Source organism: Streptomyces sp. NPDC003011, from assembly GCF_053591515.1.
In genome coordinates, this window is sequence record NZ_JBSFTY010000024.1 from 50,402 (window position 1) to 63,956 (window position 13,555).

The window sequence follows — 13,555 nt, forward strand, 5'->3', positions numbered from 1 at the left end:
CCCGCCGGTCCGACCTGGACCGGCGGGGCTCTCGCAACCTATGAGCGTCAGATCAACTCGACGAACCCCACCCAAGCCTCACGCGACACGGCGAGAACGGGCCCGGTGACGTCCTTGGAGTCCCGGACGTGCACAGCGGCCGTACCGGCGGCGACCTCCACACAATCGCCGCCCTCGGCTCCGCTGTAGCTGCTCTTGGACCAGGCGAGGCCAGAGGTAATGGTCGAGGACTCAGCGTTGTTCATAGCGATCCCAGATACCCTTCGACGAGCTCCAGCGACTCTCGCGTAGGGAGAGCCTGTGATCGGATGATCCCATAGCGTGCTGCGGCGAGAGCCGTCTGTTCCGGGTCGGTCTGAAGAGCGCCAGTGCCCTGCGCCTCCGCGTACACGAACTTCTTGCCGTCCTTGCGTGTGACGACGGTGAACGGCCCGTCCACGCCCGCGCTTTCCTCGCGGTCCAGCGGCATAATCTGGATCGCGACGTTGCGCTTCTGGCCGATCAGGAGCAGATGCTCCAATTGCCCCCTCAGTACGTCCTTTCCGCCGTACGGACGTCGGAGAATCGACTCGTCGAGCACGAAACTCAGCAACGGTGCAGGCCACCGGTCGAATATGTCCTGCCGGGCCAGCCGTGCCACCACCCTCTGCTCGATGGTCTCCTGATCCAGGACCGGACGCCGCATCCTCAGCAGCGCCCTCATGTACTCCTCAGTCTGAAGCAGGCCCTTGAAGACGAGGGTGTCGTAGGCGAGCAGCTCCATGGCCTCCTTCTCCAACGCCGCCATCCCCTGAAAGAACCCCGGATACTGAGCCCGCTCCACCTCCTCCTTCCACACGCTCAACAACCCGCCCGCGCTCAGCACTTCATCCGCCCGGTCGATCGTCCGAGGTGACGGAATCCTCCGCCCCTGCTCGAACGAGGCCACCGTCGCGGCCGAGTATCCGAGCCGCCTGCCGAACTCCTCGCGGTCCAGCCCCTCCCGTAGGCGCAGCGTCTTCATGTTCTTGCCGAACGCGCAGACCACGCCCTTCCCGGCCTCGTCCTCCGGCCGCCGCCCCACCCCGTCACCGCTCTCCCACCCGTCCGCGAGGCTCACCACGGCTCCACCGCCCCCGCCCGGCAGGGCAACCGCACCCGCATCCCTGTCCACACCCGTCATCCCAAGCACCGCCTCCCCGGACCAACGCCCGCCCCGGGACGTCGTCACGCCGCGCACCTCGTACTCGTAGCCGCACCGCGCGTACAACCGGGTCGCGTCAGTGCGTCACCACTGGTCACGCTACGCCACCGACGGGACCGTTATCGGCATGACGACCAAGCCCGACAGCCCCATCGGCCTCACGCAACTCATCACCCCCGACGGCACCTTCGAGATGAGCTTCACCTCGACGCCCCGCGGCGCCCGCCTCGCCCGCCGCCTGACGGCCGTACGGCTGGACGCGTGGGGCATCTCGTACGGCACCGCGCCCCACGACGACATCGTCCTGATCGTCGCCGAGCTGACCGCGAACGCCGTCCGGCACGGCCACGTCCCCGGCCGGGACTTCCGTCTCCGCGTCCAGGCGACCGCCGACGGTCGCGCCGTACGCGTCGAGGTCACCGACACCCGCGCCGAACGCCTCCCTCGCCGCCCTCCCGCCTCGGACATCACCGGCGCCGATGAGGCCGGCCGTGGGCTACTCCTCGTATCGGGTCTGGCCACCCGCTGGGACTGGCACCCGCGCCCGGACGGACCGGGCAAAACCGTCTGGGCTGAGTACACGCTCGCGCGGTAGTACGGTGTAGTACATGGAGACGACCGCTCGCGAGTTCAACCAGAACGCCTCGAAGATCCTCGCCGCCGCCGAGCGCGGCGAGCGGATCACCGTGACCAAGAACGGTCGGCCGGTCGCCATACTGTCGCCGGTGACGGACGAGACCGCTCCTCCGTCGCCCGCGGATCCCGTGGGCAAGGACGAGAAGCCTGTCTATCCATTCCGCACCGATCCGATGGGTGACCTGGACTTCCCGGACCTCGGTGGACCTGTGCTCGATGACGACGAGATCGAAGCGACGCTGCGGGGCATGGGCGGCGCGGGAATCCCGGAGGACGGCGATGAGTGACGTCCCGGTCGCGATCGCTGACACCAACGCCCTGTACCGGATGTTCGTACCGAAGGATCCGCGCCACAGTGACCACAGGAGCGCCCTCGCCCGGGTGGGCCACCTCGTGGTTTCTCCCCTGGTGCTCACCGAGCTCGACTATCTGCTGACGCGGAGAATCGGGCTCGCGGCCGCTCTGAACGCTCTGGACTTCATCGCCTGTCAGGCCGAGGCGCGCCGCTTCACGGTTCCCGACACAGCCCCTCACCTGCGCGGCGCCATCGCGGTCATGCGTGGGTATGCCGATGCTGACTCCGGCGCGGGCGTGGGGCTCGCCGACGCGATGAACGTGGCGCTTGCGGCCGCCTATCAGACGGCGGACATGTTCACGACCGATCGGCATTTCCGCATGATGCGACCGCTGACCGGCCACCCGGCCTTCCGGCTGCTCCCGGACGATCTCTGACTTGTCCGCTCCCGTTGTCGGTGCCCGCTCGTAGAGTGGGACGTGATCGATTCCGATCGACGGACGACAACGGGAGACGGGGGCCACCGCGCGTCATGAGACCCACACTGGCCGCGCAGACGCTGCGCGACACCACGGTCGAGTATCTGACGACGACCTTCGCGCTGGCCGAGCCCGATACCCAGGAGGCCCTGGAGGACTTCCTGACCGATCCCGCCGACGGGTTGTTCCGGGGGCCGTATCTGCGGATCCGCCGTCCCTTCCGTCCGGCGGCGGACGGGTGGCAGCTGCACCTGGACTGGTATCCGGCGGACTTCCCGCCGCCGTACGCGCACCAGGCAGAGGCGTTCGCCCGTCTGACCAGCAAGGACGGGCACCAGCCGCAGCCCACACTGGTGACGACCGGTACGGGGTCCGGCAAGACGGAGTCCTTCCTGATCCCCGTACTCGATCACTGCCGGCGGGCGAAGGCGGCCGGCAAGCCCGGCATCAAGGCCGTCCTGCTGTACCCGATGAACGCGCTCGCCGGTGACCAGGCCGGGCGCCTCGGTGAGCAGATGGAGCGGGACGGGCGGCTGGACGAGGTGACGGCGGGGCTGTACATCGGCGAGGCCTCGTCCCGGGGCACCGCGCCCTACGGGCGGGTGGAGGTGGACCGCGCGGAGATCCGTCGCAATCCGCCGGACATTCTCATCACCAACTACAAGATGCTGGATCTGCTGCTGCAGCGGCAGCAGGACGCCCCGCTGTGGCGGGACGCCGATCTGGCGTATGTCGTGATCGACGAGTTCCACACGTACGACGGCGCGCAGGGCACCGACGTGGCGATGCTGCTGCGGCGGCTCGCGGCCGTCGTGGGGGCCGCGGAGGAGGGACGGCCGCTCGGGTCGATCTGTCCGGTCGCGACATCCGCGACGCTCGGGTCCGGCAGCGCCGCCGGCGGGCCCCGCGCCATGCTCGACGTGGCCTCGCAGGTGTTCGGGACACGGTTCCCGGACGACGCCGTGGTGGGGGAGGACCGGCGGGATGTGGAGGAGTTCCTGTCTCCCGTCGATCATTCGCTGCCCGTGCCGTCGCCCGCCGACCTGGCCGCCCTGCCCGACCCGGCGCGGACGCCCGGCGGCATGGACGCCGTCGCCCAGCTGACGGTCGGGTGCGACACGGCCGACCCGCGCGAACTGGGGCGGCGACTGCTGGCCCATCCCCTCACGCACGCGCTGCTGGGCGCGAAGGACGAGCCCCTCACGTCCGCCAAGGCGCTCCAGGCGTTCCCCGCCGCGTCGGCCTGGCGGGCCGCCGCCGTACAGGACCCGGAGACCGCCGCCGCGGCGCTCGCCCGGTTCGTGGCGCTGATCTCGATGGCGCGCGACCCGAAGGAGTCCACGGAGAAGGAGCGGCCGCTGCTCCTCGTGGAGAACCACCTGTGGCTCCGGGCCCTGTCGCGCGTCCTGCGGTTCGTCGCGCCGGAACCGGTCTTCTCCTGGTCGGACGAGGACCAGGCCGCCCTCACCGAACAGGATCGCGAGGACGAGGAACGGCGGGCCGTCGCCCTGGCCGCACAGACCGAACGGCGTCGCCGGGTGCAGCGCTCCGGACGGCTGCCCGCCGCCTACTGCCGGCACTGCGGCCGCTCCGGCTGGGCGGCGATCTGCCCCGACCGCAACCCGCAGAACCTAGTGCACGCGCCGGACGAGATCTACCGCGCCAGCGTGGCGGGCGGCGCCGCCAAGGGCCGGGTGCGGGCGATGATCCGGGCCACCCCGGCGGAGGCGGCCGAGCAGGCCCGCGCCTTGCTGGCACGCAGGACGGCCCGCCGAGCTCGCCGGGGTGCCGCGCACGACGCGACCCTGCTGGTCCTGGAGGACAACGGCAAGACCCTGCGCAGGCTCGACCCGGACGAGGTCCTGCTCGACGGGGGCGATATCGCTCCCGCGCCCGAGAACGGCGTGTACGTGTGGACCTGGTTCGACAACCAGGAACAGAGCGACTACGCCAAGCAGGACCGCTGCCCGGCCTGCGGCCAGGCCCAGGGAATCCGCTTCCTCGGCGCCGGTGTCGCCCCGCTCGCCTCTGTCGTCGTCACTCAGCTGTTCACGGGCGGCGAACTGCCGAAACGGGACAAGGACAAGCGTGACCGCCGCAGGATCCTGATCTTCAACGACTCGGTGCAGGACGCCGCCCACCGCGCCGGCTTCGTGGCCAGCCGCTCCTGGAAGTTCTCGCTGCGCTCCCTCATCCACGAGCAGCTGACGGAACGCATCAGCGGCAGCCCGGAGTTCGAGGCCGACGGCGTCCCGCTGAACGAGCTGATCTCCTCCCTGGTGAGCCGGGCCGCCGTCCCGGAAGAGCGGCTCCTCGCCTCCGTCGTACCGCCCGACCTGCACGACGTGGACCCGGTCAAGCGCCTGCTCGCGGGCAAGAAGCGCATCCCGGAGTCCACCTGGGAACTGGTCGGCGAGCGCCTCGCCTTCAACACCCTGTTGGAGTTCGGCCTCTACTCCCGGCTGGGCCGAACCCTCGAACTGACCCGCACGGTCGCCGCCGAGGTTCATCTGCCTAATCCGGAGGCCGCGGCCAATGCGGCGGAGTCGCTGTTCCGAGTGAAGCAGGGAGAGCTCCTGCCGATGGCCGTGGAGCCGGGGGAGGGGGACGGTGACGCGGCCGGAACACCGAAAGCCGTCATCCCGGCCGAGGGCAGCCCGGAGCGGCTTCGCTACTTCGAGGGCTATGTGCGCGGGCTCCTGGAGCACGTCCGGCAGATCGGCGGCATCCACCACAGGTGGCTGGACCCGTTCATAGACGAGGAGGGCCGCAACCGGCACCCCCGTCTCACCACCCTCCGCGAACCTGGCATGCCCGCGTTCGGCCGCAACTCCGCGGTTCCCGCGTTCGTCCTCGTCGGCGCCCGCAGCGGACGCACCGATTTCGAACGGGTCAACACCCGGGACAGCTGGTACGTCGACTTCACCCAGCGGTGTCTCGGCCTGGACCGGGAGACGGCCGCGGCCTATCTGGCGGAACTGTTCGAGGTGTTGTCCCTCGACGACATCGGCGCACTGGCCCGTCGGCGGACCAACCAGGCGGACAAGCAACAGGGGCACGGGGTGTACGGGCTGACCCCCGGGCACATCCGGGTCCGCCCGCTGGACGACGAACAGATCGCGTGGGCCGCCCTCACCTGCCCCGAGTGCGGCTGGACGCAGACCGTGCCGCCGGAGCGCGCCTCGGTGTGGCAGGGCACGCGCTGCCCGCTCAAGCGGTGCGAGGGAGCCCTCGCCCGGCCCTCGGAGGAGGTCGGCGGACGCGCGGCCCGCGACTACCGCTCCGACTACTACCGGCGTCTCTACCGGGAGGCCGAGCCGTACAGCGTGGTCGCCGCCGAACACACCGGTGTTCTCAAGCGCAGGGAACGCGAGGAGGTGGAGAAGGGTTTCAAGCGTGGCGTCCAGCACACCGACCCGAACGTCCTGTCGTGCACGCCGACCCTGGAGCTGGGCATCGACATCGGCCAGTTGGAGTCGGTCATCCTCGCCTCGCTGCCGCCGTCCACGGCCGGGTACGTGCAGCGGGTCGGCCGCGCGGGGCGGGCCACCGGCAACGCGTTCATGGTGACGCTGGCCGACACCAGCCCCCGCGCGCTGTACCACCTCGCCGAACCGCGGAATCTGATCGCGGGTCCCATCCTGCCGCCCGGATGCTTCCTGTCCGCGGGGGAGCTGCTGTGCCGCCAGTTCACCGCTTACCTGATCGACCGCGCCGCCCGGGGCGCCCTGGAGGACGTACCGCCCATGCCCGACCGGGTCACTCAACTGGTCGGCCGTACCGGCTGGTTGCAGTTGTTCCGCAAGGCGACGCAAGGACGTGTGGATCTCGCGGACGCGTTCCTGCGCCTGTTCCCCGAGATGGATGGTGTCCCCGGCTCGGGCGTCTCCCGCGACGCCCGCAAGACGCTGCGGCGGTACGCCGAAGGCAAGTTGGCCGAGGTGATCGACGGTGCCATCCGGGCGTGGGAGGCCGAACGCGCCGAACTCCTCCAGCGCCGCGCCCTGATCAACGACGCGGCCGACTCGCTCCAGGAGGCCGTGGAGGACGAGGCGCGCGAGCAGCGCAGCCTCCGCCGCGAGGCGGCCGGCGTCTCCAAGATTCTGCAACAGATGGGGCAGACGGACGCCCAGAGCTTCCTCGTCGAACACGGCCTGCTGCCCAACTACAGCCTCGTCGAGGACGGCGTACGACTGGAAGCCATACTCAGCTACAAGGAACCGGCGCGTAGGACCCGGTCGACGGACGCCCGTGCGGCGGACAAGGACGAGACGCCCAAGGCGCGCTGGAAGACCGACCCGCGTACCTACGACCGGCCCGCCGAGGCCGCGCTCACCGAACTCGCCCCGGGTAACTCCTACTACGTACGCGGCTACCGGCACGTCGTCGACGGCTTCGAACTCGGCCCCAACCGTCAGGACTCGCGCGACGGCACCCCCGTCGGACTCCGGACCTGGCGGGTGTGCAAGGAATGCGGCCACGTCCGCACCGGCGAGAACGCGGAGCAGGACACCTCCGCGTGCCCGCGCTGCGGCGGCCCCGGCATCGGCGGGCGCACGGCCCTCTTCCGGGTGGTGGTGCCCCGCAAGGTCACCGCCCACGACAAGCGGGACGACGCGCGGATCGTCGACGACCACGACAACCGCAACCGGACCCCGTACACGACCGTCGCCGCCGTCGACATCGATCCGGGCGACATCAGGCAGACCTGGCGGCACCAGAAGACCACCTTCGGCGTGGACCATGTCCGCGAGGCGGTCATCCGTCGCTTCAACCTGGGCAAGAGCCGGCACGGAAGGCGCAACGACACCTACTTCGCCGGAGCAGAGGTGGCCATCACCGGGTTCACCGTGTGCCCGCGGTGCGGGGGCGCCACGGACCGCGAGCCCGGTCACGGCCCCACTCAGGACACGCTCAGCCAGTCCTTGCTCGGCCGGGCCGAACTGGCGCATCACCGGGCGTGGTGCCCGACCCGGCGTCGCGACAAGCAGGCGGCGCCGGAGGACGTGCCGGTGATCACCGCCACCGAGCACCGCACGGAGGCCCTGCGCATCCTGTTGCCCGCTGCCACGCTGAACGTGCCCGAGCGCCTCGCCTCCTTCTCCGCCGCCCTCCACCTCGGTCTGGCCCAGCGCTACGGCGGCGACCCCGCGCACATCCGCTCCACGCCCGCCACCGAACCCGACCGCGAGACCGACCTCACCCGCAACTACCTCGTTCTCTACGACGCCCTGCCCGGCGGCACCGGCTATCTGCAACGCCTCGTGGACCGTGACGGCGAGGAGTTCCGGGCCGTGCTCGCCGCCGCCCAGCGGGAGCTGAGGGAGTGCCCGTGCAAGGACACCCCGCGGCGCGCCTGCCACCGCTGTCTGCTCGGCTACGCCCCGGAGCGGGAGTACAAGTACGTCGACCGGCAGGAAGCCCTGTGGCTGCTGGACAGCCTGCTGGGCACCGACGGCAGCAGCGGATGGGACGTCCGCAAGGACTCCGCCGACGCCGAACTCCGCTTCGCCGACCAGGCGGAGAGCGATCTGGAACGTCGTTTCATCGAGTGCCTCGACCGATGGCTCGAAGTCCCCGGCAACGCGGTGTCGGCGGACCACGCCTCGACGCCCACCGGCAGGCACGGAAAACAGTTCACCCTCGCCCGGCCGGACGGCAGCCACGTCCACTGGGAGGTCGTCGCGCAGAAGGACCTGCACGGCTACCGCACCCGCCCGGACCTGCTGTTCCGGCCGGTCGCGGGAGAGACGACCACCGACGGGGCGCCACCGCTGCCGATCGCCGTCTACCTCGACGGTTACCGTTGGCACGCCTCCGCCCGCACCAACCGCATCGCCGCCGACGCGGCCAAGCGTGCCCGGCTGCGCGCCGACGGCATCCTCGTCTGGCAGATCACCTGGGACGACGTCGCGGCCTGGGACCGTGCCCTGAAGGGTGAACCGGCGGCGGACCCGGACGCGCCACTCGACCCGCTGGCCGCCGTCATCGCCGGCTCGGACGCCGACGCGGCCTGGCCGCCGTACGACGTGACGTCGGTCGGCAGCCCCGGCGCGCTGATGCGCGAACAGTGGCGCAAGGCGCGACGCGATCCCTCGGACGTGGACACGCTCCTGTTCGGCGGAGCCATCCTCTCCCTGCTCGGGTTCCTGCGCGATCCCCGGCTCAACAAGTGGCAGCAGCTCGCCCAGCTCGCCGTCAGCGTCCCGGCGGCCCTGCGCCGGCGGGAGCTCGTCGACGCCGATCCGGTCACGGCGGTCGGCTGGATCGACGCCGCCGTGCGCGGTGAACCCGCGTCGGCCGTCTCGGGGCAAGGACTCAAACTGCTGTCCTTCCAGGACGACTCGGGGCTGCCGCTCGTCGCCGTCGGTGCCCGCCGCGCCGAGGGCAAGCCGCTGCGGTGGAGCGCCCTGGCCGTGCTCGACGACCGGCCGGAGGCCGTCGAGGGCGACCGGGCCGAGCACCGGCGACGGTGGAAGGCATGGCTGTGCTGGGGCAACATCATCCAGTTCCTGGACCCGACGGGTGGCGGTCAGGCCGACGGTCTGGCACTCGCCAGGACCACCCTCGACACCTTCGACGCCGCCCTGCTCGCCGCAACGGCGGGCCCGGTCAGCGGACTGCTGCCCGCACTGCGCGAGGACGTCAGGGGAACCGGACTCGCCCTGCCCGACGAACAGCCCGAGGTCGAGGAGCCGACCGCCGCCAAGCCCTCCGCACCGGCCGACGGCCTGACCCCCGTGGAGCGCACCGCGTGGGAGCTGGTCGTGGGCGAACTGGCGAAATGGGGCGACCCGGAGGTCGCGGCACTCGCCAAGCGGCTCGCGGAGCGCGGAGATCTCCCCGCAGGCAAGCCCAGCTGGGACGTCGACGGTGTGTCACGCACGGTCGAACTCGCCTGGCCCGGGCCTAAGATCGGAATCGTCCTGGCCGAAGACGCCGAGGACACCGAGTACATGGCGCAGTGCGCGGCAGCCGGCTGGCAGGTACGCGCCCCGGGCGCCTGGGACGTCGAGGAACTCGCCCTCCTGCTGGGCGAGGAGGGGGTCGGGGGATGAACCACGGGGCGGGACGGGCCAGGACGCGGGTACAGGTGGGCCGGCAGGCACACGGCGACGTGGAGCCCCGGGGCGCGGCCGTCGCGGACGCGGTCGCGGACTTCGTCCAGCGGCTCCGCGCCGACCGCACCAACCGGGCCCTGCGACTGCAGTTCCTGCGCCATGCGGGAGACAACGGAGACCTGTACCTCGCCCGCGCCGACACCCACTGCATGGTGCTGCTCCTGTCGACGGACGGCGGAGACGAGATGCGGGTCCTCGCGGTCCGTGACGGGGCGCGGGCCCGCGACGAACTCACCCGGCTCACCGTGGAGATCAACCCGGTCTCCGGTGCCGTCGAGGTCGTGGACCAGAGCGAGGTCAGCGCCAACGTCGTCGCCCTCGCCGACCGCACCGAACCGGCGCCCGCGCCCACCCCGCCCGGCGAGCCCACGCCCGAGACCGCAAACCCGGCCCTCACCAGCAGCTTGCGCGCTCCCCTCTTCGCCCAGTACGACGACCACCTGCTCGTCGACCTCGGCGTGGTCCCCTCCCTGCTGCCCGCTTTGCGCAAGGTCAGCACGGACGAGCAGTTCAAGAAACTCCTCACCCACAACCTTCCGGAACTCACCCGCGACGTCCTCCTCGCCCTGCGCGACCGCGTGGACCCGGCGGACGTACGGCAGCACATCACGGACAAGTGGCGTGCCGACGAAGACGTCAACACCAGTGACTGGGCACGGGCGGCACAGCGCGCCGTCTCCCAGGCGGAAACCGACGACGACGCTGTCCTGGGCGCCCTCGGCAGGAGCTTCGACGCCTGGCGGCTCTTCCTCCACCCGGAGCAACAGCGCCTCGCCGTCGGCGACTTCAAGGGATCGGCGAAGGTGACCGGAGGCCCCGGCACCGGCAAGACGGTCGTCGCGCTGCACCGGGTCCGCCATCTCGTCGACCGCCTGCCTCCCGGCCACTCCCGCCCCGTGCTGCTCACCACCTACAACGCCAACCTCGCCCTCGACCTCAAAGAGCGGCTGGGGCAACTGGGCGGCGACGAACTGCTGCGCCGTGTCGACGTGAAGTCCATCGACGCGCTCGCCCGTGAGATCGTCCAGGAGTCCCGCACAGAACTGGGCCGGCCGCTGGACGACGAGGCGGCGATGAATGTGTGGCACACCGTACGCAACGAGACAGGCCTGCTGGACCACGACGCCGACTTCCTGGACGCCGAGTTCAAGCACGTGATCCTGGCAGGCCGGTGCGGTACCTGGGAAGCCTACCGGCGCGTCAGCCGCTCGGGACGCGCGCGGATCACCACCGCACAGCGGCACGAGGTGTGGCAGCTCGTGCAGGCGTACAAGGCTCACCTGGAGGCGCCGCCGCGACAGACGACGTACGCGCTCATCGCCGAGCAGGCCGCATCCCTCGAACAGCACCGGATGGCCCGCGTCGAGGAACAGGCCCGCTACAAGGAGGAGCAGGGCGGCCGCGACCTCATCCACCGGGAGGCGGGCAGCGGAATGTGGCTCAAGCCCCGCTACCAGCACATCGTCGTCGACGAGGCGCAGGACCTGTCCGCCTCGCACTGGCGCCTGCTGCGCGCCATGGTCCGCAAGGGGCCGAACGACATCTTCCTCGCCGGAGACGCCCACCAGCGCATCTACGGCAGCCGAGTCGTCCTCAGCCACCAGGGCATCGAGATCCGAGGCCGCGCCTCCCGCCGCCTGACCCTCAACTACCGGACCACCCGTCAGATCTTGGGCAGCGCGAACCGTCTGATCGAGGGGGCGCCCTTCGACGACCTCGACACCGGAACGGACACCCTCGACGGTTACCGGTCGGTGCTGACCGGACTGGCCCCTCAATTCTGGCGCGCGCCCGACCGGCGGACCGAGATGCGTGCCGTCGCCACGCTCATCAAGGAACGCCACGACGAGTACGGCACGCCGTACTCCGCGATGGCCGTCAGTGTTCCGGACGGCGCCTCCGCCCAGGAGTTCGCCAACGTCCTGGTCAAGGAGTTCCGCCTGCCGGCCGTGGAGCTCGGCAAGGACGGGGTGCGGTCCGGCACGGACGCGGTGCGCATCGGCACCATGTACCGCTTCAAGGGTCTGGAATTCCAGCGTGTGTTCCTGACGTCCGTCGGCGAGGGCCAGGTGCCGCACCAGCGCATCGAGCGGTACCGGGTCGCGAACCCGGACCGCTACCGCCAGGAAGAGCAACGAGCCCGCTCTCTGGTGTTCGTCGCCGCCACCCGCGCACGTGACGAACTCGTCGTCACCTGGAGTGGCAGGGCCAGCCGCTTCCTCCCACCGGACGCGGACGACACGGCGTTCCGTGCAACGGACCTGCTCAGGAAGGACGGATCAGCTTCCGGTTCATCGGGATCCGCCGCGGCGTGATCACAGATGAGAAGGACTGTGCAGGGTCGTGGTCATCGGCTGAGCACTCGCCATGCCGCCGTGTTGAAGCTGCTGGGTGCGCGCCGTCGCGTTGGGAGGCAGGACGGAGTGGATTGCGCGGAGCATGCCGACGGCCCAAGCCCGGCCTTCAGACCCTTTCCCTCTCCCCCCGCACCCCCGCCGTCCTCCCCACCGATGCCGCCAGTTTGCGCAGCTGGCGCCAGTTGAACGGAGGTTGGGGTTCCGGGACGCCGGGGCGGGTGCGGGGGACTCGGACGCGTAGGGCGGCGGGGGCGATGCGGCAGTGCACCGGGGTGGTGAGGGTCGTGGCCTCGCCGTCGAGGCCTGCCTCGATCTGCGGGGCGTCGGCGTCCACGACCACCTCGGGGGCGGTCAGGACCGCCAGGCCCGCCGGGTCGGGGTCCAGGAGCAGGCCCGCCGCCTCGGCCGCGCTGTCCACCCTGAGGCCCAGGACGCCGAGCAGGCCGGTGTCGAGGCGGGCGCGGCGGCCGAAGCCGGTCGGGTCGGCCGTGCCGTAGGGGTTGTTGCTCACCAGCACGGCCTGCGGGGCGGTGAGCGTCGTGTCCCCGGCGCGGGCGGTCAGTTCCGGGCCGCGCCGGCGGGTGAGCAGGTCGGGCAGGAGGTCCCAGGTGGTGCCGATCTTGTCGCCGCGGTAGTGGGGATCCTGGACGACCGCCGCGTACGCGCCGAAGGAGGCGTTGTTGACGAAGGGGTGCTCACCGGCGAAGCCGAGGTCGACGTGGAGTTCCACGCCGTCGGTGAGCGCGTCGAGGCAGGCGGCGGGATCGTCGCGGTCCAGGCCCAGGTCCATGGCGAAGTGGTTGCGGGTGCCGGCGCTGATGACGAGGAACGGCAGGTCGTGTTCGGCGGCGACCGCCGCGACGAGCGCCTGGGTGCCGTCGCCGCCCGCGACGCCCAGCAGATCCGCGCCGTCCGCGACGGCCGCCCGGGCCAGCGCGGTGACGTCCTGGTGCCCTTCCGGGGGCAACAGGACGACGTACGCGCCCAGTTGCTCGGCCTTCTCCCTCAAGCCGAACGCGGCCACCTTGCCGCCGCCGGAGCGCGGGTTCATCAGAAGGAACGGGCGCCGGGGCGGGGGCGTCCGGTGTTCCCGCATGCGGCGGGTGCGCTGTCCGGTGCTGCGCAGGGCGTACCGGCCGGACCACAGGGCCACGCCCCACAGCAGCAGCGACACCGGCAGGACCCACAGGAGGGTCGCCGTGAGCAGGACGACGAGGGCCACGGGGGCGGCCACCGCGAGCAGCGCCGCCGCCCAGCGGACGACGCCCCGGAGGGTCAGCGTCCACCACACCGCCGCCGCCGTGAGCGCCGCGCCCGCGACCGCGGCCGTCAGCAGCAGGACGCCGTCCACACCGCCGTAGGCCGGCGGCAGCAGTACGGCGAGGGCCGCCGCGGCCAGGGCGGCCCTCGCCGCCCACTGCTGTCCGCGGTGGTCCCCGCCGAACGTGTCCACCGCCATGATCCCCTCCGCCTGTCGGCGGACA

The 13,555-nt window shown here is 71.3% G+C and carries 8 protein-coding genes; 5 read left to right on the forward strand and 3 right to left on the reverse strand.

Features of this window, described 5'->3' with window-relative positions; all coding sequences use genetic code 11:
• Window positions 1-47: 47 nt before the first annotated feature.
• Window positions 48-245 (reverse strand): DUF397 domain-containing protein, encoded by a 198-nt coding sequence (locus ACWD0J_RS14790; RefSeq protein ID WP_451496178.1) that lies wholly within the window; start codon window positions 243-245, stop codon window positions 48-50.
• Entirely contained in the window at window positions 242-1,162 is a 921-nt protein-coding gene (locus ACWD0J_RS14795) for a helix-turn-helix domain-containing protein (protein WP_451496218.1), read from the reverse strand. Before ACWD0J_RS14795 ends, ACWD0J_RS14790 begins: the two co-directional genes overlap by 4 nt.
• Before the next feature lie 148 nt (window positions 1,163-1,310).
• On the opposite strand from ACWD0J_RS14795, the gene ACWD0J_RS14800 reads away from it, so the two are divergent.
• The 5 genes from ACWD0J_RS14800 to ACWD0J_RS14820 all read left to right on the forward strand — a co-directional run bounded on the left by ACWD0J_RS14800 (window position 1,311) and on the right by ACWD0J_RS14820 (window position 12,029).
• The gene (locus tag ACWD0J_RS14800) at window positions 1,311-1,778 is read left to right on the forward strand and encodes an ATP-binding protein (protein ID WP_451496179.1); all 468 of its coding nucleotides are present in this window, start codon (window positions 1,311-1,313) and stop codon (window positions 1,776-1,778) included.
• 13 nt (window positions 1,779-1,791) lie between these two features.
• A complete protein-coding gene (locus tag ACWD0J_RS14805; RefSeq protein WP_451496180.1) occupies window positions 1,792-2,106 on the forward strand; it encodes a type II toxin-antitoxin system Phd/YefM family antitoxin in 315 nt (104 codons plus the stop codon).
• A complete protein-coding gene (locus ACWD0J_RS14810; protein ID WP_451496181.1) occupies window positions 2,099-2,551 on the forward strand; it encodes a PIN domain-containing protein in 453 nt (150 codons plus the stop codon). Before ACWD0J_RS14805 ends, ACWD0J_RS14810 begins: the two co-directional genes overlap by 8 nt.
• 95 nt (window positions 2,552-2,646) lie before the next feature.
• A complete protein-coding gene (locus tag ACWD0J_RS14815; protein ID WP_451496182.1) occupies window positions 2,647-9,651 on the forward strand; it encodes a DEAD/DEAH box helicase in 7,005 nt (2,334 codons plus the stop codon).
• Window positions 9,648-12,029: a UvrD-helicase domain-containing protein gene (locus ACWD0J_RS14820; RefSeq protein WP_451496183.1), complete on the forward strand. Its 2,382-nt coding sequence runs from the start codon at window positions 9,648-9,650 to the stop codon at window positions 12,027-12,029. The genes ACWD0J_RS14815 and ACWD0J_RS14820 overlap by 4 nt, the downstream gene beginning before the upstream one ends.
• Before the next feature lie 148 nt (window positions 12,030-12,177).
• On the opposite strand, the gene ACWD0J_RS14825 is transcribed toward ACWD0J_RS14820, so the two are convergent.
• On the reverse strand, window positions 12,178-13,530 hold the full coding sequence (locus ACWD0J_RS14825) for a diacylglycerol/lipid kinase family protein (protein WP_451496184.1): 1,353 nt from the start codon (window positions 13,528-13,530) through the stop codon (window positions 12,178-12,180).
• Window positions 13,531-13,555 lie beyond the last annotated feature (25 nt).

Excerpts from the sequence above, each read along its gene's own strand:
- ACWD0J_RS14790 (WP_451496178.1), bottom strand. The coding sequence starts at position 245 with ATGAACAACGCTGAGTCCTCGACCATTACCTCTGGCCTCGCCTGGTCC.
- ACWD0J_RS14820 (WP_451496183.1), top strand. The coding sequence starts at position 9,648 with ATGAACCACGGGGCGGGACGGGCCAGGACGCGGGTACAGGTGGGCCGG.
- ACWD0J_RS14800 (WP_451496179.1), top strand. The coding sequence starts at position 1,311 with ATGACGACCAAGCCCGACAGCCCCATCGGCCTCACGCAACTCATCACC.
- ACWD0J_RS14805 (WP_451496180.1), top strand. The coding sequence starts at position 1,792 with ATGGAGACGACCGCTCGCGAGTTCAACCAGAACGCCTCGAAGATCCTC.
- ACWD0J_RS14815 (WP_451496182.1), top strand. The coding sequence starts at position 2,647 with ATGAGACCCACACTGGCCGCGCAGACGCTGCGCGACACCACGGTCGAG.
- ACWD0J_RS14810 (WP_451496181.1), top strand. The coding sequence starts at position 2,099 with ATGAGTGACGTCCCGGTCGCGATCGCTGACACCAACGCCCTGTACCGG.
- ACWD0J_RS14795 (WP_451496218.1), bottom strand. The coding sequence starts at position 1,162 with ATGACGGGTGTGGACAGGGATGCGGGTGCGGTTGCCCTGCCGGGCGGG.
- ACWD0J_RS14825 (WP_451496184.1), bottom strand. The coding sequence starts at position 13,530 with ATGGCGGTGGACACGTTCGGCGGGGACCACCGCGGACAGCAGTGGGCG.